The 20,958-nt window shown below is 70.0% G+C and carries 20 protein-coding genes and 1 pseudogene; 10 read left to right on the top strand and 11 right to left on the bottom strand.

Features of this window, described 5'->3' with window-relative positions:
- Window positions 1-2 precede the first annotated feature (2 nt).
- From KZC50_RS04515 to KZC50_RS04525, 3 genes are read left to right on the top strand one after another with little or no spacing between them, the layout of a single operon-like run.
- Window positions 3-917 (top strand): N-acetylglucosamine kinase, encoded by a 915-nt coding sequence (locus KZC50_RS04515; RefSeq protein WP_310890755.1) that lies wholly within the window; start codon window positions 3-5, stop codon window positions 915-917.
- On the top strand, window positions 877-1,959 hold the full coding sequence (locus tag KZC50_RS04520; protein ID WP_310890756.1) for an SIS domain-containing protein: 1,083 nt from the start codon (window positions 877-879) through the stop codon (window positions 1,957-1,959). The genes KZC50_RS04515 and KZC50_RS04520 overlap by 41 nt, the downstream gene beginning before the upstream one ends.
- A gap of 20 nt (window positions 1,960-1,979) precedes the next feature.
- A complete protein-coding gene (locus tag KZC50_RS04525) occupies window positions 1,980-2,714 on the top strand; it encodes a GntR family transcriptional regulator (RefSeq protein ID WP_310890757.1) in 735 nt (244 codons plus the stop codon).
- Window positions 2,715-2,716: 2 nt separating this feature from the next.
- On the opposite strand, the gene KZC50_RS04530 is transcribed toward KZC50_RS04525, so the two are convergent.
- A complete protein-coding gene (locus tag KZC50_RS04530) occupies window positions 2,717-2,917 on the bottom strand; it encodes a hypothetical protein (protein WP_310890758.1) in 201 nt (66 codons plus the stop codon).
- A gap of 280 nt (window positions 2,918-3,197) precedes the next feature.
- Here KZC50_RS04530 and KZC50_RS04535 point away from each other — a divergent pair, with 280 nt between their 5' ends.
- Window positions 3,198-3,539, top strand: a complete 342-nt coding sequence (locus tag KZC50_RS04535; protein ID WP_310890759.1) for a transposase — start codon at window positions 3,198-3,200, stop codon at window positions 3,537-3,539.
- Here KZC50_RS04535 and KZC50_RS04540 read toward each other — a convergent pair.
- Window positions 3,509-4,555 (bottom strand): IS110 family RNA-guided transposase, encoded by a 1,047-nt coding sequence (locus KZC50_RS04540; protein ID WP_310890760.1) that lies wholly within the window; start codon window positions 4,553-4,555, stop codon window positions 3,509-3,511. The genes KZC50_RS04535 and KZC50_RS04540 overlap by 31 nt on opposite strands.
- Window positions 4,556-4,809: 254 nt before the next feature.
- Between KZC50_RS04540 and KZC50_RS04545 the strand changes: the two are divergent.
- Window positions 4,810-5,513 (top strand): annotated as a pseudogene (locus tag KZC50_RS04545) (IS3 family transposase); the annotation flags it as partial.
- On the opposite strand, the gene KZC50_RS04550 reads toward KZC50_RS04545, so the two are convergent.
- Window positions 5,514-6,566, bottom strand: coding sequence for an IS110 family RNA-guided transposase (locus tag KZC50_RS04550; RefSeq protein ID WP_310890761.1), 1,053 nt, complete (start codon window positions 6,564-6,566; stop codon window positions 5,514-5,516). It lies immediately after the preceding pseudogene.
- Window positions 6,567-6,856: 290 nt separating this feature from the next.
- Between KZC50_RS04550 and KZC50_RS04555 the strand changes: the two genes are divergently transcribed.
- Window positions 6,857-7,540, top strand: a complete 684-nt coding sequence (locus KZC50_RS04555) for a tyrosine-protein phosphatase (RefSeq protein ID WP_375294585.1) — start codon at window positions 6,857-6,859, stop codon at window positions 7,538-7,540.
- Here KZC50_RS04555 and KZC50_RS04560 read toward each other — a convergent pair.
- The 7 genes from KZC50_RS04560 to KZC50_RS04590 form a co-directional block, all read right to left on the bottom strand.
- Window positions 7,518-8,360, bottom strand: coding sequence for a GNAT family N-acetyltransferase (locus tag KZC50_RS04560; protein WP_310890763.1), 843 nt, complete (start codon window positions 8,358-8,360; stop codon window positions 7,518-7,520). The genes KZC50_RS04555 and KZC50_RS04560 overlap by 23 nt on opposite strands.
- A 130-nt stretch (window positions 8,361-8,490) precedes the next feature.
- Window positions 8,491-9,888, bottom strand: a complete 1,398-nt coding sequence (locus KZC50_RS04565; protein WP_310890764.1) for an NtaA/DmoA family FMN-dependent monooxygenase — start codon at window positions 9,886-9,888, stop codon at window positions 8,491-8,493.
- Window positions 9,885-11,591, bottom strand: a complete 1,707-nt coding sequence (locus tag KZC50_RS04570; RefSeq protein ID WP_310890765.1) for a dipeptide ABC transporter ATP-binding protein — start codon at window positions 11,589-11,591, stop codon at window positions 9,885-9,887. The genes KZC50_RS04565 and KZC50_RS04570 overlap by 4 nt, the downstream gene beginning before the upstream one ends.
- A 1-nt stretch (window position 11,592) precedes the next feature.
- Window positions 11,593-12,456: an ABC transporter permease gene (locus KZC50_RS04575; RefSeq protein WP_310890766.1), complete on the bottom strand. Its 864-nt coding sequence runs from the start codon at window positions 12,454-12,456 to the stop codon at window positions 11,593-11,595.
- Window positions 12,453-13,469 carry an ABC transporter permease gene (locus tag KZC50_RS04580; protein WP_310890767.1) on the bottom strand — a complete coding sequence of 339 codons (1,017 nt, stop codon included), beginning with the start codon at window positions 13,467-13,469 and terminating at the stop codon, window positions 12,453-12,455. Before KZC50_RS04580 ends, KZC50_RS04575 begins: the two co-directional genes overlap by 4 nt.
- Entirely contained in the window at window positions 13,447-15,090 is a 1,644-nt protein-coding gene (locus tag KZC50_RS04585; RefSeq protein ID WP_310890768.1) for an ABC transporter substrate-binding protein, read from the bottom strand. Before KZC50_RS04585 ends, KZC50_RS04580 begins: the two co-directional genes overlap by 23 nt.
- 219 nt (window positions 15,091-15,309) lie before the next feature.
- A complete protein-coding gene (locus KZC50_RS04590; protein WP_310890769.1) occupies window positions 15,310-16,986 on the bottom strand; it encodes an FAD-binding dehydrogenase in 1,677 nt (558 codons plus the stop codon).
- 119 nt (window positions 16,987-17,105) lie between these two features.
- Here KZC50_RS04590 and KZC50_RS04595 point away from each other — a divergent pair, with 119 nt between their 5' ends.
- The 4 genes from KZC50_RS04595 to KZC50_RS04610 are packed head-to-tail and all read left to right on the top strand — an operon-like array spanning window position 17,106 to window position 20,484.
- A complete protein-coding gene (locus tag KZC50_RS04595; protein WP_310890770.1) occupies window positions 17,106-18,125 on the top strand; it encodes a zinc-dependent alcohol dehydrogenase family protein in 1,020 nt (339 codons plus the stop codon).
- Window positions 18,126-18,135: 10 nt separating this feature from the next.
- Window positions 18,136-19,299, top strand: coding sequence for a PQQ-dependent sugar dehydrogenase (locus KZC50_RS04600; protein WP_310890771.1), 1,164 nt, complete (start codon window positions 18,136-18,138; stop codon window positions 19,297-19,299).
- Window positions 19,299-20,183, top strand: a complete 885-nt coding sequence (locus KZC50_RS04605; protein WP_310890772.1) for an endonuclease/exonuclease/phosphatase family protein — start codon at window positions 19,299-19,301, stop codon at window positions 20,181-20,183. The genes KZC50_RS04600 and KZC50_RS04605 overlap by 1 nt, the downstream gene beginning before the upstream one ends.
- Before the next feature lie 10 nt (window positions 20,184-20,193).
- Window positions 20,194-20,484 carry a DUF2277 domain-containing protein gene (locus KZC50_RS04610; RefSeq protein ID WP_310890773.1) on the top strand — a complete coding sequence of 97 codons (291 nt, stop codon included), beginning with the start codon at window positions 20,194-20,196 and terminating at the stop codon, window positions 20,482-20,484.
- A 108-nt stretch (window positions 20,485-20,592) separates the two neighbouring features.
- On the opposite strand, the gene KZC50_RS04615 is transcribed toward KZC50_RS04610, so the two are convergent.
- Complete coding sequence (locus KZC50_RS04615) at window positions 20,593-20,925, bottom strand: hypothetical protein (RefSeq protein ID WP_310890774.1); 333 nt, start codon at window positions 20,923-20,925, stop codon at window positions 20,593-20,595.
- Window positions 20,926-20,958 lie beyond the last annotated feature (33 nt).

A 20,958-nucleotide genomic window follows, 5' to 3' on the forward strand; every position in this document is an offset into this window, starting at 1 on the left:
CCATGCAACTCACGGAACACCCGGATGAGCGCGTCGTCGGCATCGACGTCGGCGGAACGAAGACGCACATACGCGTCGTCGACCGCTCCGGAACGCGCGACCTCGTGATCGCCACCGATGTGTGGCGAGACGTCGACGACCCATCGGACACCACGCGCATCGGGGCGCTTGCGCTCACGCTCGCGCGGCTCGGTGTGCGCCCGGACGACCCCCTGGTGATGGGAGCGCACGGGTGCGACAGCGACTCGCGTCGCGACGCACTCGAAGCCGCAGTCCGAAAGGAACACGGCCAGCGCGTCGCCGTGTTCAACGACGCTGAGTTGATCGTGCCCGCGGCGGGTCACGACCGGGGCATCGCGATCGTGATGGGCACGGGATCCATCGTGGTGGGCGCGACGGATTCAGGAACCGCGATCACCGCCGGCGGACACGGTTGGATGCTGTCGGACCCGGGGAGCGCAGCGGCACTCTCGCGGGAGGCCGTCAAGCGCGTGCTCCGGCGTCACGACGAAGGACTGCCCCCGGAGATGCTCGGTCGGGCGATGATGGCGGAGTTCGTCGCCGAGGACGTGCACGACCTCTCCGACGCCTTCACCCGGGGAGCCTCGATCCACCGGTGGGCGGCGGCTGCTCCGCTCGTCTTCGAAGCGGCGGATGCCGGCAGCCAGGAGGCGTGCCGCGTCATCGAACGTGAGGCACACCGCGTGGCGGAGCTGGTCGCACACGTCGTGCGAAGAGGGGCCCGGGGATTGGACGTCATCGCGACGGGCGGCGTCATCGTCAATCAGCCGCGAATCGAACACAGCCTCGCGACGCATCTGCACCGCCTCCTCCCCACTCACCGACTCCACGTGCTCGCGGAGCCGCCGGTCGCCGGTGCCATCCGTCTCGCACGCAACCTGTTCGTCAACCGATAGAGAGAGAATCACCATGGAGTACCTCCCGTTCGCGACCGCCATCCGGCGGCAGCCCGACGAGCTGCCGCGCGTGATCGCCAGCATCAACCATTCACTCGACGGGCAGGCGATCGATCCTTGGCTTCCCGGCCAGACCGTCGCAATCCTCGCCATGGGTGCATCGACGAACTCCAGTCATGCTCTAACGGCTGCGCTCACGTCGGTCGGAGTTCGCACCACAAGCCAGACGCCGCGAGAGCTCCTCGCGATGCCCGCCGACTGCCAGGCAGGCGACCACTATGTCGTCGTCTCCGAGTCCGGACGCAGCCCGGAACCGCTGGAGTTCTCGGCGCGTGCACGCACGGGCGCGCGTATCGGAATCACGAACTTCCCGGACCAGGCCATCGCGGGCGTCGTGGACACGGTCATCAGCCTCGGTGGGGTCGACGATTCCGCCGCTTACTCGATCGGGTACCTCGGCACACTCGTCGCGTACTCCGCGTTGCTTCGACGCGCCGGCCATCCGTCCGTCGCGATCGACGAGGATGGGCTGCCCGATCTGGTCCAGCAGGTGCTGGCTCGAAGTCTCGAGGCGGCGTCGGCCATCGCGGAGCGTTTCGAGGCGGTCAGCTCGACGGACTTCGTCGGGCACTCGTACTCGTTCAGTTCCGCGGCAGAGGGGGCGTTGCTGTTTCGGGAGGCGCTTGGTCTTCCTGGGGCCGCCTTCGACACCTATCAGTATCTGCACGGTCCCGCAGAGTCCGCTAGCGGCACATCCGGGGTGATCTTCCTCGGAGACGGCCGAGAACTCGTCCTCGCGGAAGAGCTCGCCCGGGCTGGAGTGCCGACGCTTGCGGTCACGGCGGTGGCCGATGACCGTCAGAACCAGCTTCAAGAGTCGGGTGTCGTGATTCTCAGTGTTCCCGCGGTCGAGGGCATCGCGCGTGCCGTTGCCGAAACCGTTGCACTGCACGCCGTCGTCGAGGGCATCGCGCTGAAGCGGAGGATCTCGATCGAGACTTTCAACTACTCTCAACCAGATACGAAGCTGCAGGAATCGTGACAACCACTGGAGGCCGGACGTTGAGCAAGGATCCTGCCCTCGGGGTCGGAGCGCCGGAACAGCTCCACGAGGAGATCACCACCTACATCGCATCCCGGCGCCTACAGCCGGGCGATCGACTGCCCACCGAAGCCGAACTATCGGAACTCTTCGGTGTGGCGCGGTCGACGACACGTGAAGCCTTGAAGCGTCTCGAGCATGACGGCCTGCTCTACGCCATCAAGGGACACGGACGGTTCGTCTCCGCGTTGGGAAGCCTTCAGGTCGAGCGACCCGTGACGCGATACGAAGGGATCGCCGACATCCTGGCGAACCGCGGAATGGAGATCACCACCGCTGTGCTCTCGGTCGAGGAGACTCCGGTCGCCGAACCCGCGGCCTCGGCGCTCGGGCTCGAGCCGGGAAGTCTGGTGATCAGAGTGGAGCGGCTTCGCTACGGCGACGACAGGCCGATGGTCTACAGCGTGAACACGATCCCTCGCGCCCTTCTTCCGGGCCCGGTGAGCCACCGTGACTGGAGCACGTCCATCAATCTCGCACTCGAGTTGCACGGGCACCGCGTCGTGTCCGCAGCGACACGCATCAGCGCCGTCGACCTCCCCGAATCCGTGCAGACACGCTACGCGCTGGACGGGCTCGGACCGTGGCTGTTGACGGAGGAGCAGTGTCTCACCAGCTCCGGCCAGCGGGTGCTCTACTCCGAGGATTACCACCGGGGAAGCGAGATCGCGTTCAACGTCATTCGCCGACGTTAGGTTCATCCCGCGTGGCGCACGGCACTCGGGATGAACGTGTACGGGCCGTAGACCTCAGTGAGGCCGTACGCGCGCATCGGCGCGCCGGCGAGCTCCTCGAGGCGCTCGATGGTCGCCGGCGACCGAGGCGCCGCGCCCGTGATCATCCGGAGCGGTCGCTGTAGGGCGTGCGCGTGAGGGGCGTTCGCGACGATGTCGAGCACGGTGGGGCTCCGCAGGGGTGGGTGACCTCGAGATCGTCGATCGCGTCCCAGACGTGTTCGTCGTGCAAGGCGCTCAGGGGAACATCGGCAGCGTCACCGGCGCGAGGCGTGTCACGCCGGGTGCCGCAGCGCTATGGTCGCAGCTCATTAGAAGATGTCTTCGCCCGATGTGCCTGGTGTTGCGGGAGGCGCAAGCCGACGGAAGCTACGAGGGTCTGCTGCGCCGGTAGGCGACATTTGAGTTGGGTTGCCCGGGAGGGTGCCCTGGAAGGATGTCATCGTGCCCAAGCCTTACCCGAGCGAGTTCCGTGACGACGTCGTGCGCGTCGCCAGGAGCCGCGAGCCCGGTGTGACCATCGAGCAGATCGCGACCGACTTCGGTGTTCACCCGATGACTCTCACGAAGTGGATGCGGCGCGCCGCGGTCGAGGAGGGTGCAAAGCCCGGTGTGACGCGCTCCGAGGGAGCGGAGCTGCGGGAGGCGCGGAAGCGGATCCGGCTGCTCGAGCAAGAGGTCGAGGTGTTGCGGCGCGCGGCGGCGTATTTGTCGCGGGCGAACCTGCCGGGAAAAGGACGCTTCTATGCCTCGTGTCAAGTCATGCGGGTGCGTAGTTCGCGGTAGAGGGCTCGGCAGACGTAGCGTTTCAGGCAGCGGCGGATCTCGCGGTTTGAGAGTCCTTCGGCTCTGCGGCGGGAGGCGTACTCGCGGGTGGCGGGGTCGTAGCTCAGGCGTGTGCGCACGACGACGTCGACCGCGCGGTTGAGTTGGCGGTCGCCGGACCGGGAGAGGCGGTGGCGGGTGGTGTTGCCCGATGATGCGGGCAGCGGGGCGATGCCGCCGAGGGCGGCAAACGCAGCTTCCGATCGAACGCGGCCGTGGTGGGAGTATGCCGCGACCAGGATCGCGCCGGTCACGGCTCCGACCCCGGGGATGGACTGGAGCCCCGGCGCCAGTGCTTCCGTGAGCTGCGCGAGCTGGCGGTGGTTCTCTCGGAGCACCTCGGTCTGCTCGAGAACGGCTCTGGCGAGTCGCCGCGCCTCTTCGCGGAACACCCGAATGACACCTTCGTCGCGACTCGTGCGCCAGGCTGCGATCGTCGCGATCTGGGCGTCTGTGAGCGGCTTGCGGGCGTCGACCGAGAGGTCGATGCTGCGGACAAGTGCGGTGAGGGCGTTGCGGTTCGCGGTGCGTTGCTGATCGACGAGCGCACGGGCAGCCAGGAGTACGCGCAGCGCCGTGCGATCCCCGCTTCGGCGTGGCTGGGCGAGCTTGGCGAGGTCTTCTCTGATCACGCTTCTCGCGGCGGCTTCCGCGTCGATCGGGTCGGACTTCCCGGTGCGGGCGCGTGACGGTCTGGTGATCGGTCGGATCTCCGTGACCTCGAACCCGCTCGCAGCCAACGCCGCCGCGATGCCCGCGCCGTAGGAGGACGTTCCCTCGATGGCTGCGAGTGTCGCCGTTCCGTGTGAGCGCCGCGCGATCCAGGAGATCGCGCGGTTGGTGCCGGCAGCTGTGGTGGGAAAGGTTGCCGTGTCGATGATGCTGCCGGTGTGGGTCTCGACGAGGCAGTAGGTGTGTGTGCGGGCGTGGGTGTCGATGCCGACGACGTGTTCGAACTGATCGGCGACTGTGGTCATGCGAGCTCCTCTGGATGTCAGCACTTCGGCGGGCTGGCTCGGGTGGGGTCGCTCAGAGACACATCTGTAATGAGTCACGCCATCACGGGCGGACAAGCTTCTGATCAAGGCATCTGCGCGGGCAGGCCGAGCCGCAGCACGGTCGCGGACACGTCCTTTTCAAGACACCGCCGCGAGCGGCGGGTCGGTTCTACCCGGAGTCACACGACCGAGCCATGGCTCAGCCTGTCAGCCGGCCGCAGGCCCGCCAGAAACCATTACAGCTCTACCCGCTCGTGACCGAGCTCGCCGCCGACGGGATTCCCGTCGCGGTGACGTGCCGGGTGCTCAAGCTCTCTCGCCAGCCCTACTACCGGTGGCTGGCGAACCCCATCACCGATGCCGAACTCGTCGCGGCGTATCGTGCGAACGCGTTGTTCGACGCGCACCTCGACGACCCGGAGTTTGGGTACCGGTTCCTCCTCGACGAGGCCCGCGACGCGGGCGAGGTCATGGCGGAGCGGACGGCTGGCGGATCTGCCGTGACAACGGGTGGTGGTCTGCGTTCGGGAAACGTCGTCGGGGGAAGGGCAGACGTCCCGGTCCGCCCGTTCACGATGATCTCGTGCGCCGGGAGTTCACCGCGGACGCCCCGAACCGGCTCTGGCTCAGCGACATCACGGAACACAAGACCGGTGAAGGCAAGCTTTATCTTTGCGCGATCAAGGACGTGTTCTCGGGCCGGATCGTGGGGTACTCGATCAGCGACCGATTGAAGGCTCGTCTGGCCGTTGACGCCGTGAACAACGCCGTCGCACGGCGCGGGAACGTCGCCGGCTGCGTAATCCACACGGACAGAGGATCCCAGTTTCGCGCCCGCAAACTCATCCGCACCCTGCACCACCACGGCGTGGTCGGTTCAATGGGCCGCGTCGGCGCGGCGGGCGATAACGCGGCGATGGAGATGCTCCTATCAGTGTCAAGTGGTCATTGGCGCGGCTTCGAGGAGTCGGAAGAGGTGGCGTGCGTAGTAGCGCTTGAGGCAACGCATGGCCTCTCGCTTCGTTTTGCCCTGGGCCACTCGTCGAGCTAGGTAGTCACGGGTCCCGGCGTCGGTCTTAACGCGGGTGAGGACGGCGGTATGGATCACGCGGTTGAGTTGTCGGTCGCCGCCGCGTGAGAGCCGGTGCCGGGTTTGGGTCTGTCCTGACGTCGCCGGCAGCGGGGCAACGCCAGCGAGCCGCGCGAACGCAGCTTCACTCCGGCATCGGCCTGGATGGGACCAGGAGACCAGAAGTTGCGCGGCGACGAGCACCCCGACGCCAGGTTCGGTGAGGAGTCGCGGGCAGAGCGCAGCGACGATCGGTTCCATCGCCTTCTCGAGGTTTCGGCACTCGATGGTGAGGTGGTGGATGCGGGCCGCGGTGCTTCGCATGGCGAGCTTCGTCGCAGCGAGTTCGGGGTCCGTCGCAGTGTCGAATCGGAACCGCTGGCATCGGCTGACAAGCTGGCCCAACGGAAGCCGCCGGAGCTCTTCACGGAGCTTGACGGGGCAGGTCACGATGAGCGCTTTGAGCACGTTGATGGCCGAGATGCGAGCGACCTTGGCACTGTCCCGCGCGGTGATCAGCGTGCGGAGCCCTTCTCGAGCACCGCGTGACCGCGGAGTTGCCCACGAAGTTCTGCCGAGCGTCTCGCGTGCGGCGCGGATCGCGTCGAGAGCATCCGTCTTCGCGCCGTCCTTTGAGGGGCGCGCGCTGGGGTGGTCAAACTCCACGACATGCTCGCCTTCCGCCGTGAGCGTAGCGGCGAGGCCTGCGCCGTAGCCGCCGGCGCCTTCGATCGCCCAGGCGCGCCGACCTTGCTCGGTGTGTTCAGCAGCCCAGCGTAGAGCCGCGCGATAGCCCCGCGGCGTGGTCGGGAATGTGTTCGACGCGACCACACCTTGGGTTCGAGCGGCCACGACGGCGACGGTGATGCGGTCACGGTCAGGGTCAACGCCGAGCACATGGTCGACGAGATCAGTGAGCATTTCGATTCTCCTCTTCGAGCGGATACGGATTCCGCCGAGGATGAGGCAGCTCTGTGATGAGTCACCCGAAGGGACAAGCTCCTAATCAAGCCATCGAGGTCGGCGGTGCGGCTGACGGACGGATCTCTAATGAGGACACCAGCGGGTCGGAGTTTCTGAGGGTCACGTCAGCCGACACCACCTTGCCGCGCAGCATGCTCCGAGTGTCACAGAGCTTCTGGTCGCTTCTTCAAACGAACGTCCTCAACCAGCAGCGCTGGGCCACACGGCATGAGTTGCGACTCGCGATCGTGGTCTGGATCGAGCGGTCGCTGACGCCCGACGGCGTCTTCTTCCGCGCCGAGAACCTCGATCGCGTGACGGGGAGGGGATGGGCGACGCTGCGGGAGGCGGGCGTGCGCACGGTCCTCGACCTCCGGCGTCCCGACGAAGTGACCGATGCCGTTCCCGATGACCTGACCGTTCTCCGCATCGACCTCGACGGCGACGAACGCGACTTCTGGGAGGAGTTCGAGCGGGACGGGCGGTGGGGCACGCCTCTCTATTACGACGCGCATCTCCGCGAGCTGCCGCATCGCCTCGCCGGTGTGATCGAGGCGATCGCGGCCGCGCGGGAGGGCGGCATCCTGTTCCACTGCGGGGCGGGGTGGGATCGCACGGGCCTCGTCGCGGCCGTGCTGCTGCGCGCCGTCGAGGTCACGAGTGACGCCGCGCTCGCCGACTACCTCGCCTCGTTCGCCAACGCGGGGGCGATGAGTGCGCTGCACGAGCGGTCGTTCGACGTGGAGCGGCGCCTCGAGGTGCTCGACGCCCACGGACACACCGCCGACTCTGCGTTCCGCGCGGTCTACGCCCAGCTCGATGTCGAGAACTGGTTCCGGCACGCGGGCCTCGATGACGCCGCGGTCCGCGCGGTGACGACCTGGCGCGGGCACGTTCTTCCGGATGCCGTCAGCCGAGCTCCAGGCTCGTGATCCCGAAGAGCCCGTCGGTGTCGATCGTCGGGGCATGGCCGGTGTACATCCGCGCCGTCTCGAACGTGGGCGTCCAGCCGAGGGATTCCGCCCACGCGGCGGCGCGCGGGTTGATCCCGGGGGCATCGACGGCGACGTTCTGCGCGCCGCTCTCGTGGGCGAGGGCGCTCACGAGCGCGGTCGCGACCTCGGCATCGGACGCGAAGACGGGGCCGAGACGCGCGGCAGCCTGCGCCCGGCGGAGCACCGCGAACCCGACGATCCCGGCATCCGTCATCGCGACGAGGGCGTGACGCTCGGGGAGACTGATCCACGCCGCGAGGAACGCGTCGCGCGGGGCGCCGAAGTGCCGGTGGTCGAACGCGGCCAGCGCGTCGAACGGCACCGCACGTGCGTCGACCAGACCGATGCCGGCCGGTGGGTCGGCGACCGGGGGAGCACCCTCGAACCGCGTGGTCGTCCACGCCGGGCGGAACCCCGAACGCCGGTAGTTCGGCTGCTGCGCGACCACGCCGTCGAGGGCGACGGTGCGGCTCGACATCCGTTCCATGCCCGCCTGCCACGTGCGAAAGCCGAAGCCGCGCCCGCGGACATCGGGGCGCGCGATGTACATGCCGAGGAAGCCGAACGTCTCGCCGTAGCGGATGACGGAGATCGAGGTGACCGGTTCGCCGTCGAGCCGGCCGACGAGGAAACCGTGCGGGTCGGCGACGAGGAAGGCCTGCGCGTCGGTGCGGCCCGGATTCCAGCCCTCGCGCGCTGCCCACTCCGCGATCAGCGCGACCTCCGTGACGCTGGCGATGCCGACCTCGAACCCCATGGGCAGACGCTACCGCCGCGCCGTCCCGCGCGGTAGCGGCGGTGGTGGCGTTTCGGGTGGCGGTCGTGGCCCCTTCGCGCGCGACGAGGGGGCTACAAGCGCCACCTGAACGACGCGCCGAACGCGAGGCTCAGACGGTGCTGAGGGCGCGCGCTTCTTCCCACGTCCGAGCCCCGGTGGCGAAAGCACCGCGGTACTTCGCCGCCGGGTGCCGGTCGTTGAGCAGCGGCGCGCCGAAGAGCTTCTGCCGCAGGGGGCCGGGGCCGTACTCCGACTGCGCCAGCCCGCGCTCGCGCAGCACCGGCAGGACCTTCTCAGCGAACTCCTCGAAGGACCCCGGCAGCACCCAGTTGATGACGTTGATGCCGTCCACCCCCGCCGCCTGCCACTCGGCCAGACGATCGGCGATCTGCTCGGGTGTGCCGATGACGCGCGAGTTGCGGCGACCCAGGATCGCCACGTCACCCACGAGGGGCTCGCGATCGGTCACGGCCTGCGACACCCACGAGAGGAATCCGCGTGCGGTGTTCGTGTCGATGTCCTTGATCGGAGTCGAGGGGTCGTACACGCGGCCGAACTTGTCGACCAGCGCCGAGTGCGCGAGGTACCCCTCGGTGCTCGAGTAGCGGTCGTATTCGGCGGCCTTCTCGCGGGCCTCCTCCTCGGTGTCGCCGATGATGAAGCTGAGCCCCTGGAAGAACTTGATGTCACCGGGCTCGCGTCCCGCCTCGACCGCCAGGCGGCGGGTGTCCTCGATCTGCCGACGCGCGATCTCCGGGGTCGGGGCGATGATGAAGGTCGCCTCCGCGTTGCGCGCCGCGAACTCCCGCCCGGATGCCGACGACCCGGCCTGGAACAGCAGCGGTGTGCGCTGCGGCGATGGGGCGGGCAGGTGCGGGCCCTCGACGCGGTAGCGCTCGCCCTCGTGGTAGATCTTGTGGATCTTCGTCGCGTCGGCGTAGACGCCGGACGCCTTGTCCTTCAGCACCGCTCCGTCGTCCCATGACCCTTCCCACAGCTTGTAGACGACGTCGACGTACTCCTCGGCCCAGCGGTAGCGCTCGCTGTGATCGGTCAGCTGCGGCAGGCCGAAGTTGCGCGCACCGTTGTCCTGGGTGCCGGTGACGATGTTCCACGCGATGCGTCCGCGCGAGATGTGGTCGAGAGTCGAGACCTGGCGGGCGAAGTTGTAGGGGTGGTTCTGCGCGACGTTCGAGGTCAGGGCGAGCCCGATCTCGCGCGTCGAGACCGCGAGGGCGCCGAGGAGCACGGTCGGATCGTTGCTCGGGATCTGCAGACCGTGCCGGGCGTAGACCTCGAAGTCGGCATCCGCGTCGCCGTAGTGCCCGGTGACGTCGGCGAAGAACATCGCGTCGAACTTCGCCTCTTCCAGTAGGCGTGCCAGATCGATCCAGAGGTCGACGTTCTCGAAGTCGACCTGCTGCGCCTCGGGGCGGCGCCAGTGGCCGTGCTGGATGTGGGAGTTCGTGTTCATCACGAAGGCGTTGAAGTGCAGAGGGATGGTCATGCGGGGACTCCGTTCCGGGGGTCGTCGAGGGTGGGCAGGGAGCGGACGAGCTCCTGCGTGTACGGATGCTGCGGATCGGTGAAGATCTGCTCGGACGTGCCCTCCTCGAGCACGCGCCCGTCCTTCATCACCAGCACCCGGTCGCTCATGTGATGGATGACGCCGAGATCGTGCGAGATGAACAGGTAGCTCAGGTGGTACTCGTCCTGCAGCGTGACCAGGAGGTCGAGGATCTGCGCCTGGACGGACACGTCGAGGGCCGACACCGCCTCGTCGAGGACGATGATCTCGGGCGACGTCGCCAGCGCCCGGGCGATCGCGACCCGCTGCCGCTGACCGCCGGACAGGCGGATCGGAGACCGGTCAAGGGTCTCCGGAGGCAGGGCGACCTGCGCCAGCAGGTCTGCGGCGCGGGCGCGTCGCGCGGCGTGACCACGCACATCGGCGCCGATCGCGTCGACGAGGATGCGCTCCACGTTCCACCGCGGATCGAACGAGCTCAGCGGATCCTGATAGACGACCGCGATACGTCGGCGCAGGTCTCTGCGGCGGCGCTCCGGCACGGCCGACCAGGCTCGACCGAGGAGGGTGACTTCCCCCTCGTCGGCGTCCTCGAGGGCCAGGGCGATCCGCGCCGTCGTGCTCTTGCCCGACCCGGACTCACCCACGATCCCGAGCGTCTCGCCGCGGCGGAGGGTGAAGGAGACGTCGTCGACGGCGACGGTGCGCGACCCGTCGGGCGCGGTGAAGCGGCGCGTCAGCCCGCGCGCGGCGAGCACCGGATCGACCCGCGCGGTGTCGGTGTGCGCGCGCACGAGGTGCAGGTCCGGAGGCGTCGCGGTGTCGGGCGCGAGGCGCTCGCCGCGGGTCCGCCCGCTCGGGACGGCCGCGATCAGTCGACGGGTGTACGGATGCCGCGGCCGCTGCAGCACCGCCTCCGCCGGTCCCTGCTCGACGACGTCGCCTCCCTGCATCACCAGGATCTCGTCCGCGAGCTCGGCGACCACGGACAGGTCGTGACTGATGAGCAGGAGGGCCGTGCCGCGGCGCTTCATGTCGCCGAGGAGATCGAGCACCTGCGCCTGCACGGTGACGTCGAGGGCGGTCGTCGGCTCGTCGGCGATCACGAGATCCGGATCCCACGCGAGCGCCGAGGCGATGAGCGCCCGCTGGCGGAGGCCCCCCGAGAGTTGGCCCGGGCGCTGACGCGCGCGCAGCTCCGGGCGGGGCACCCCGACATCCGTGAGGAGGTCTACGACCTTGCGCCGCCGCGACGCGCGGTCGCCCCAACCGTGGAGGCGCAGGGCTTCGTCGATCTCGGCGCCCACCGGGCGCAGCGGATCGAGCGAGACCAGCGCGTCCTGCTGGATGAACCCGATGCGCCGACCCCGGATGCCGCGCCAGCCGGCCTCCGACTGCCGGGTCAGGTCCAGGTCGTCCAGGCGCGCGCTGCCGCGCTCGATGACCGACCCCTCGCCGGTGAGGCCGACAAGGGTGCGGGCGGTCACGCTCTTGCCCGACCCCGACTCGCCGACGATCGCCAGGCAGTGACCGGCCGGAAGGGAGAAGCTGACGTCGCGCACGACGCTGCGGTGCCGGCCGTCGCGCGTGAACCCGACAGTGAGACCCTCGACCGCGAGGCGGGGCTCGGGCAGGTCTGCTCGGGCGAGGTCACTGGTCTCGCTGATGCCGAGAAGGGTCATGTCACTGCGCTTTCTCGAGGTGGTTCTGGATGCGGCGGCCCACGGTGGTCGCGGCGAGGGCGAGCACGAGGATCACGGCTCCCGGGATGAAGGTGAGCCACGGCGCCTGCAGGAGGTACGCGCGGCCGGCGTCCAGCAGCGCTCCCCACTCCGAGGAGGGCGGCGCGACGCCGAGTCCCAGGAACGCGAGTCCCGACGCCCAGACGATCGACTGCCCGATCGACATCGTGAACAGGGCGACGAGGGGCCGCATGGCGTTCGGCAGGATGTGCTGGCCGATGATGCGGCCGCGTGGGTGGCCGAGCGCCCGGGCCGCTTCGACGTAGCCGGCGTTCCGCTCGGCGAGGATCTGACCGCGCACCATGCGCGCGTAGCCCGGTGCGGTGCTGATGCCCACGGCGAGGATCGCCGTCCCCGCGGACGGCCCGAGGATGGCGACCATGAGCAGGGCGAACAGGAGGATCGGGAACGCGAATGCGACCTCGATCACGCGGTTGACGACGGCTGCGGTGACCCGGTCGCCGAGTGCGGCGACCGACCCGAACACGACCGCGATCACCATCGCGAGCCCCGCGGCGCCGACGCCGATCAGCAGGGACTCCCGGGTGCCGTAGACGACCCGGCTGTAGAGGTCGCGTCCTCCTTCGTCGGTGCCGAACCAGAACTGCGCCGACGGCGGCCGCAGCGCGTTGGCGAAGTCCTGCGCGGTCGGGGAGTGCGTCGCCAGCACGGCGGGCGCGACGGCGGCGAGGGCGAACAGGCCGAGGACGACCAGCGAGACGATGAGCCCCCATGCCGGTCGGCGTGTCCTCTTCCGATCAGCCGGAGCGCCGGGACGGGTCGGGGCGATGTCGGAGACGGTCATGACGTGGTGATCCTCGGGTCGACGACGGAGTACAGCAGGTCCACGAGCAGATTCGCGACGACGTAGACGAGGGCGACGAGCACGACGATGCCGGTGACGACGGGAAGGTCTTGCGATCCGACCGCGGCGACGAGGGTCTCGCCGATCCCGGGGCGGGAGAAGATCGCCTCGACGATGACCGCGCCCGAGATCGTCGCCCCGAGCGCCCAGCCCGTGAGCGTGAGGGCGGGGAGGGCCGCGTGGCGCAGGACGTGCCGGAGGCGCACGCTCAGGTCGCCGGCGCCGCGGAGCCGGGCGCTCAGGATGAACGGCTGGCGCAGTGTCTTCTCGAATTCGGTGCGCGTGGCCTGCCCCATGAACCCGGCGAGCGGGATGGCGAGGGTCAGCGCGGGGAGCACGAGGCCGGCGAGCCCGGTGCCGCCCATCACCGGGAACCAGCGCAGCTGCAGTGCGAAGACGAGGAGCAGCAGGATGCCGAGCCAGTACGGCGGGAGTCCCGCCGCCAGAGTGTCGGCTCCGGAGCCGAGCGACCGGACCCGCGGTCCACGACCGGCGGTGAGGGTCACCCAGAGCACCATGATGATCCACGAGAGGGCGATCGCCGAGAGGGTCAGGGCGAGGGTGGCGCCGAGCTGCTCGGCGATGATGTCCCCGACGGGACGGAACTGCTGGTACGAGGTGCCGAGGTCGCCGCGCACGAGATCGCCGAGATACGTCAGATACTGCGTGATCACGGGATCATCGAGGCCGAACTGCGCGATGATCGGCGCGAGCTCCTCCGGGGTGCGCTGCTGCGCCTGACCCGTGCGGATGTTCAGGATCGCGGTCGCGCGGTCTCCCGGCAGGGCGAGCTGGGCGAGGTAGGCCGCGGTCGCCGCACCCCACAGCACGATGAGGGCTCGGACCAAGGCGGAGAGGACCGCGCGGATGCGGCGGGCGGGGTCGCCCGCGGGGCGGGTGGCCGGGGTCCCGAGAACCCCGGCCACCGCCTCATTCGACGAAGTGAGCGTCATAGAACGTCGGTCCTCCCTGTGCGTTCTCCTGCCAGACCCCCCGCAGCCCGGGGCTCACCGCGAGGGTGCTGAGGCGCGCGTAGAGACCGATCGAGGTCGCGCGGTCGGCGATGAGCTCCTGGGCCTGGGCGTAGAGATCGGCCTGGGTCTCGGCGTCGGGCTCGGAGTTGGCCGCGAGGATCAGCGCCTCGAGCTCGGCATCCGCGTAGAAGGAACTGTTGGAGTAGTTCGGGTTCTCTTCCGTGCTCGGACGCCAGTTGATGTAGAGGATGCCGGAATTGATGGCCGTCCAGTACCCGACCGACAGGTCGTACGCGTCGGGGGTGCTGTACTTCCCGCCCCAGAGCTCGGCGGTGCTCAGGGGGAGGAGCTCCACCTTGAACCCGACGGCCTTGGCCTGCTCCTGCACCGCCTGGAGGATCGACGCGCCGTCGGTGTTGATGATGGACCCCGCGCCGTACGGGAGGAGCGCTTCGAGGACCTCGCCGTCCTTCACGCGATGCCCCTCGTCGTTCACCTCGGTCCAGCCGGCTCCCTCCAGCAGCGCCACCGCCTGCGCGGGGTCGTAGTCGTAGGTGTCGGCTGCCGCCTGGCTGTACGCGGGCGTCGCCTGGCTGACCGCGCCGTTCCCCTCGAACGGGATGACGCCCTGCCCGATCGTCTCGACGATGGTGCGGCGGTCGAGCGCGTACGCGAAGGCCTTCCGCACGTCCTCGTCCACGAACGGTCCCTGCACGGTGTTGAAGGAGATCTGCTGAGGACGACCGGCGGTGACGTACTTCTCGAGCGTGTAGCCCGCATCGTCGAGGCTCTGCCACGAGGTGGCCGGGACGTCGTAGATGAGGTCGGCCTCGCCGGACTGCAGCGCCGCCACCCGCGTGGTCGGGTCGGAGACGAACCGCCAGTCGACCTTCTCGACGAGCGCGGGCCCGGTGTGCTGCGCATTGGCCGGCCAGGACGTGTACGCCTCGTTGCGGGCGAGGATGACGTTCTGCCCGCGGTTCCACTCCTCGACCGTGAATGCGCCCGATCCGATCGGCGCCGCGCAGTTCTCCTCGTCCGTACGGGTCTCCAGGGCCTCCTGCGATTGGATGCCGAAGTACCCCTGCGTGAGGTTCTGGATGAAGTTCGTGTACGGGCGCGACAGGTGCACCGCGACGGTGAGGTCGTCGACCGGCTCGGCGCGGTCGTAGTATCCGCCGAGCCAGACCGCGGCGGTGCTGTTGCCGCCGTTCACCCAGTAGTCGAAGTTGTAGGCGATCGCCTCGGCATCCACGGGGGAACCGTCGGTGAAAGAGACACCCTCCTTGAGGGTGATCTCGTAGGTCAGACGGTCGTCCGAGACCTCCCACTCCTCGGCGAGCCACGGCACGACCTCGCCGTCCTCGTCGAGGGAGAAGAGGCTGTCGAGCACCTGGTACGAGATGTAGGCCTGCTCGATCCAGCCGCCGAAGATGCACGAGGGCTCCTGTTGGTGCGCGTACACGATCGTGCCGCCCTCGACGGGCGCGGCATCCGGCACGGGCGCGGCGGCGCCCGTGCTGCAGGCGGTGAGGGTCAGGAGGGTGAGGGACGCGGCGGCGGCGGTGAGCGGCAGCAGGCGGTGACGGCGAGAGGGCATCGGTGTTCCCGGGTACGGAGGACAGGTTCAGCCCGAGTGTGAAGAACCCGGGCGTCGTCCTCGATCCGCGCCGACACACGCCGTCGAAAGGCGTCACGCGGTGTCATTCCGCGTCATCCGGCGTCATGCGCCGTTCGGGTGGCAGTTGTGGCCGCCTCAGCGTGGGGGAGGCGGCCAGTACTGCCACATGAACGCCGCCCGCGCCGCGCGCGCCCCCGCCTAGAGCCGCGCGACGAGCGACTGCCCCGCGGCGCGGCCGGTGAAGATGCAGCCGCCGAGGAACGTCCCTTCGAGCGCGTTGTAGCCGTGCGCGCCGCCGCCGCCGAAGCCCGCGGCCTCACCGACGGCGTAGAGCCCCGGCATCCGTGATCCGTCCGGGGCGAGCACGCGGCTTTCGAGGTCGGTCTGGATGCCGCCGAGCGACTTGCGGGTGAGGATGTGCAGCTTCACCGCGACGAGACCGCCGGCCTTCGGGTCGAGGAGGCGGTGGGGTTTCGCCGTGCGGGTGAGGCGGTCGCCGAGGAAGCGGCGGCTGTTGTGGATGCCGATCACCTGCTGGTCCTTCGAGAACGGGTTGGCGATCTCGGCGTCGCGCTGGCGGATCTGCCGCTCGATGTGATCGGCGTCGAGGATCGGATCGTCGGTGAGCGCGTTCATCCGCGCCACGAGATCGGGCACGCTCGTGGCGGTGACGAAGTCCGGGCCGAGGTCGCGGAACGCCCGCACCGGGGGAGGCGCCCCGCGGCCGAGTCGGCTCTTGATCAGCAGGCGGTAGTCGCGGTTCGTGATGTCGGGGTTCTGCTCCGACCCCGAGAGGGCGAACTCCTTCTCGAGCATCTTCTCGGTGAGGATGAACCACGAGTGGTCGAACTCGGCGAGGTCGGGGGTGGTCCGCAGGAGCTTCAGCGTCCCGAGCGTGTCGTAGCCGGGGAGGCCGGGCGCGGGAAGGCGCCGCCCGCGCGCGTCGAGCCACAGCGACGAGGGTCCGGGGAGGATGCGGATCGCGTGCCCCGGCCAGATCGGATCCCAGTTGCGGATGCCCTCGGTGTAATGCCACATGCGGTCGCGGTTGACCAGGCGCGCACCCGCGGCGTCGGCGATGTCGAGCATCCGTCCGTCGACGTGGTGCGGGACGCCGGTGACCATCGAGCGCGGCGGCGTCCCGAGGCGCTCGGGCCACCACTTCCGCACCAGGTCGTGGTCGCCGCCGATGCCGCCGGTGGCGAGCACGACCGCCTGCGCGCGGAGCTCGAACGCCCCGATCGGCTCGCGATTCGAACGGATGCCGCGCGCGGCGTCGTCTGGCGCGAGCCGCGTACCGTTTACCCCGACGACCGCGCCGTTCTCCACGATCAGCCCGTCGACCCGGTGGCGCGAGTGCAGGCGGACGAGGCCGGAGGCCATCGCATCCCGCGCCCGGTCGGCGAACGGCTCGGAGATCCCGGTGCCCGTCCCCCACGCGACATGGAACCGGGGGACGGAGTTGCCGTGACCGCCCGCGGTGCCGTCGCCGCGCTCGGCCCAGCCGAGGACAGGCGCGAAGCGGATGCCGTGCTCCCGCAGCCACGGGAGCTTCTCGGTCGCGGCGAACTCGACGTACGCGCGCCCCCACCGCTGCGCCCACTCGTCTTCGGGGTGATCGCCGTCGAGGCGGTCCCAGCCGGCGGAACCCTGCCAGTCCTGCCACGCGAGATCGAACGAGTCCTTCACCCCCAGGCGGCGCTGCGCGGGGGAGTCGACGAGGAAGAGCCCGCCGAACGACCAGAAGGCCTGCCCGCCGAGGTTCTGACCGTTCTCCTGCTCGACGATCGCCACGCGCTTGCCCGCGCGGACGAGTTCGCTGGTCGCGACGAGGCCCGCCAGGCCCGCGCCAACGACGATGACGTCTGCGTCCATCCGCCCATCATGGCCGCTCCGGCGTGCAGACTCGACCCATGGGTGCCGTCCTCTTCTCCCAGCTGCTGCAGCGCGGTCTCTGCGGCCGGCTCCCTCGCCCTCCTCACGAAAGGTTCCCCATGCGCGGAGTCATCATGCACGCCCCCGGCGACGTCCGGGTCGAAGACCGCGACCACCCGACGGTCGTCGAGCCGACGGATGCCGTCATCAAGCTCGCCGCGACCTGCATCTGCGGCTCCGACCTCTGGCCGTATCGCGGCGCGGAGCCGGTCGATCATCAGCCGATGGGGCACGAGTACGTCGGCACGGTGACCGAGGTCGGAGCGGACGTCCGCACCGTCGCGGTCGGCGATTTCGTCGTCGGGTCCTTCTTCGCCTCCGACAACACCTGCGAGATCTGCCTCGCCGGCTATCAGACCCACTGCGTGCACCGGCAGCCGGGCGCCCCGGGCGGCGCACAGTCAGAGTACGCCCGCATCCCGCTCGCCGACGGCACGCTCGTGGCGACGCCCGGGCAGCCGGACCCGGATCTGATCCCGTCGCTGCTGGCGGCATCCGACGTCCTCGGCACGGGCTGGTTCGCCGCGGTCGCCGCGGAGGTCGGCCCCGGCAAGACCGTCGCGGTCGTCGGTGACGGTGCGGTGGGGCTCCTCGGCATCCTCGCCGCGAAGGAGTTGGGCGCCGAACGGATCATCGCGATGTCGAGGCACGCCGATCGGCAGGCCCTCGCGCGGCGGTTCGGCGCCACCGACATCGTCGAGGAGCGCGGCGACGAGGGCGTCGCCCGGATCAAGGAGCTCACCGGTGGACTCGGCGCGCACTCGACCATCGAGGCGGTGGGCACCCAGGAGGCGATGATGCAGGCTATCCGCGCGACCCGCGCCGGCGGCCACGTCGGCTTCGTCGGGGTGTCGCACGACGTCGCGATCGACGGGTTCCAGCTCTTCTTCTCGGGCGTGCACCTGCACGGCGGTCCCGCGCCGGTGCGTCGTTTCCTCCCCGATCTCATCCAGCTCATCTGGGATCGCGAGATCGACCCGGGCGTGGTGTTCGACCTCGTGCTGCCGCTCGAGGAGGCCGCCGAGGGCTACCGCGCGATGGACGAGCGTCGGGCCGTCAAAGTCCTGCTGACGGTCTGAGGGCGAGGTGATGGTCGCGGGTCGGTCCTCGTCCTCTCGCCGTGACGCCCGCCGTCGTCTCGGCGGCGCTCTCGCCGTCCTCGTCGCGGGAGCACTCGTGCTCGCGGGGTGCGCGGGAGGGACGGCGGAGACGGATGCCGCGCTTACCGTCTCGGCATCCGTGTCTCCGTCCTCGACGCCGCTGCCGACGGGACAGTCGGCGGCGCGGGCGGTGGTGCCGCAGGGCGAACCCATGACGGTCGCGGCGGACCTCGTGGCGCCGTGGTCGGTCGCCGTGGTCGGCGAGACGGTGCTCGTCAGCGAACGCGACACCGGCGACATCCGCGAGATCGTCGGCGATACCACGCGCGTGGTCGGCACCGTGCCGGGCGTCGTCTTCGGCGGCGAGGGCGGACTCCTCGGGATCGCCGCCGACGGCGACGACGGCCTCTTCGTGTCCGCGACCGGACCGGACGGCAACCGCGTGCAGCGGTTCGACGTGTCCGGAGCGCCGGGGTCGCTCGCGCTCGGCGACGCGGAGACCCTCCTCGACGGCATCCCCTCCGCCCGCACGCACAACGGGGGACGGATCGCGATCGGCCCGGACGGGATGCTCTACGTCACGACCGGTGACGCGAACGTGCCCGATCTCGCGCAGGACCGCGATTCGCTCGCCGGGAAGATCCTGCGGATGACGCCGGAGGGCGCGGTTCCGGCGGACAACCCGTTCCCCGATTCGTTCGTCTACAGTCTCGGGCACCGCAACCCGCAGGGGATCGCGTGGGCGGAGGACGGCACACTGTTCGCGTCGGAGTTCGGGCAGAACACGTGGGATGAGCTCAACATCATCACCCCCGGCGCGAACTACGGCTGGCCCGTCGTGGAAGGCCAGGGCGGCGGGGCGGACTTCGTCGACCCGGTCCAGCAGTGGTCGACCGCCGAGGCGAGCCCGAGCGGCATCGCCGTCATCGAGGGCACCGTGTTCATCGCGAACCTTCGCGGCGAGCGGGTGCGCGCCGTCCCGGTCGCCGACCCGTCGACGGCGACGGAGTACTACGTCGGGGAGCTCGGGCGGATCCGCGACGTCGTCGCCGCGCCGGACGGGGATCTGTGGATCCTCACGGGCAACACCGACGGCCGTGGCGCGGGACCGCGTGACGGCGACGATCGGCTGCTGACGGTGGCGGTCGGCTGATGGTGCTCCCCGTGATCGGTCCCGTCGCCGCGCCGGGTATCCACGTCATGACGTTCAACATCCGGAGGCGCTCGTCGCGCCCGGGCGGCCCGGTCGCCGATCGATGGGAGCGCCGTCGCGCGCTCGTGGCCGAGATGCTTCGTGCCGAGCGACCCGCCGTGCTCGGCATTCAAGAGGCGATGCCGGATCAGGCGGATGCCGTCGCCCTCGCCCTCGGGGATACCTATCGGCGTCTCGGGCGGGGGCGTGAGCGCGAGGGCCGCGGCGAGGGGTGTCCGATCTTCGTCGACACCGCGCGGTTCGAGATTATCGCGCATCGGCAGGTGGCGCTGTCGGAGACGCCCGAGGTGCCGGGGTCTCGCGGATGGTTCGCCGCGGCGCCGCGGACCGCGGTGGTCGCGACCCTGCGCGACCGGGCGACCGGATCGGTGTGCGACGTCGTCAACACCCACTTCGATCACGTCTCGCCGCTCGCGCGGGTGCGGTCGGCCGAGCAGATCCGTCGGATGGTGGTCGAGGCCGGGCGGCCGGCCGTCGTGCTCGGGGACCTGAACGCCGGGGCCGGGTCGCGTCCGCTCCGGGTGCTCCTCGGCGACAGCCTGCTGGCGGACGCGTGGTCGCGAGCGGCAGTGCGCCGCACCCCGGAGTGGGGGACGCGGCCGAACTACCGGCGGCCCCGCGCCGACGCCCGTCGCATCGACTGGCTTTTGGTCGGCGGTGGGATCGAGGTCGACGTCGCTGCGATCAACGGCGAGGCCGTGCGCGGCCGCTGGCCGTCCGACCACCTCCCCGTGCAGGCCGCCCTCCGCCTCCCGCCGCCGTCCCGTTCCTCTCGCGGACCGGGGGACACCGGCGGCGTTTCGCGGCGGCATCCGGCGGAGTAGCGTCGGCGGCATGTGCCGGAACATCCGCGTGCTCCACAACTTCGAGCCGCCCACCACCGATGACGAGGTGCGCGAGGCCGCGCTGCAGTTCGTCCGCAAGGTCAGCGGGTCGACCCGCCCCTCGCGGGCGAACGAGGCGGCGTTCGACCGGGCGATCGATGAGATCGCCGCGGCGACACGCCGGCTCCTCGACGACCTAGTGACCGCCGCCCCGCCGAAGAATCGCGAGGCTGAGGCGGTGAAGGGCCGCGAGCGTCACGAGAAGCGCATGGAGCGCGAGGTCCGCATCCGCACCGCCTGACCCGCCGTGGCGCTCCGTTGACGCCGAGACTGCATCCTCCGGTCGAGACTGCACGCCGCGCACGCAGTCTCGGCGGGAAGATGCAGTCTCGCGGGCAGAACCCGGGGGTCAGGGGCCGAGGTAGATCAGCGCCAGAGGCACGAGCATCAGGATGCCGAGCACACCGCCGAGAATCGACAGCACGAAGCGTGACCCGCGCCGCACGGCCACGATCACCCCGATCACGCCCAGAACCAGGGCGATGATCCCGGCGATCGCGAGGAACGGCAGCAGGACGATCCCGAGCCACCAGATCGCGTTCATCTCGGGGATCAGCCCGATGAGGAAGACCGCCAGCGACGGCAGGAGCACGAGGGCGGCGACGATCACGGCGATCAGGCCGAGGACGTCGAGGCGGCGCCGCGGGCGCGCGGGCGCCGGCATCGGTGCGGGCGTGGTCATGTCGTCCCCTTCGTCGGAGCTCGTCGGATCCAT

The organism is Microbacterium aurantiacum (genome assembly GCF_031625015.1).
GTDB classification, from domain to species: Bacteria; Actinomycetota; Actinomycetes; order Actinomycetales; family Microbacteriaceae; genus Microbacterium; species Microbacterium aurantiacum.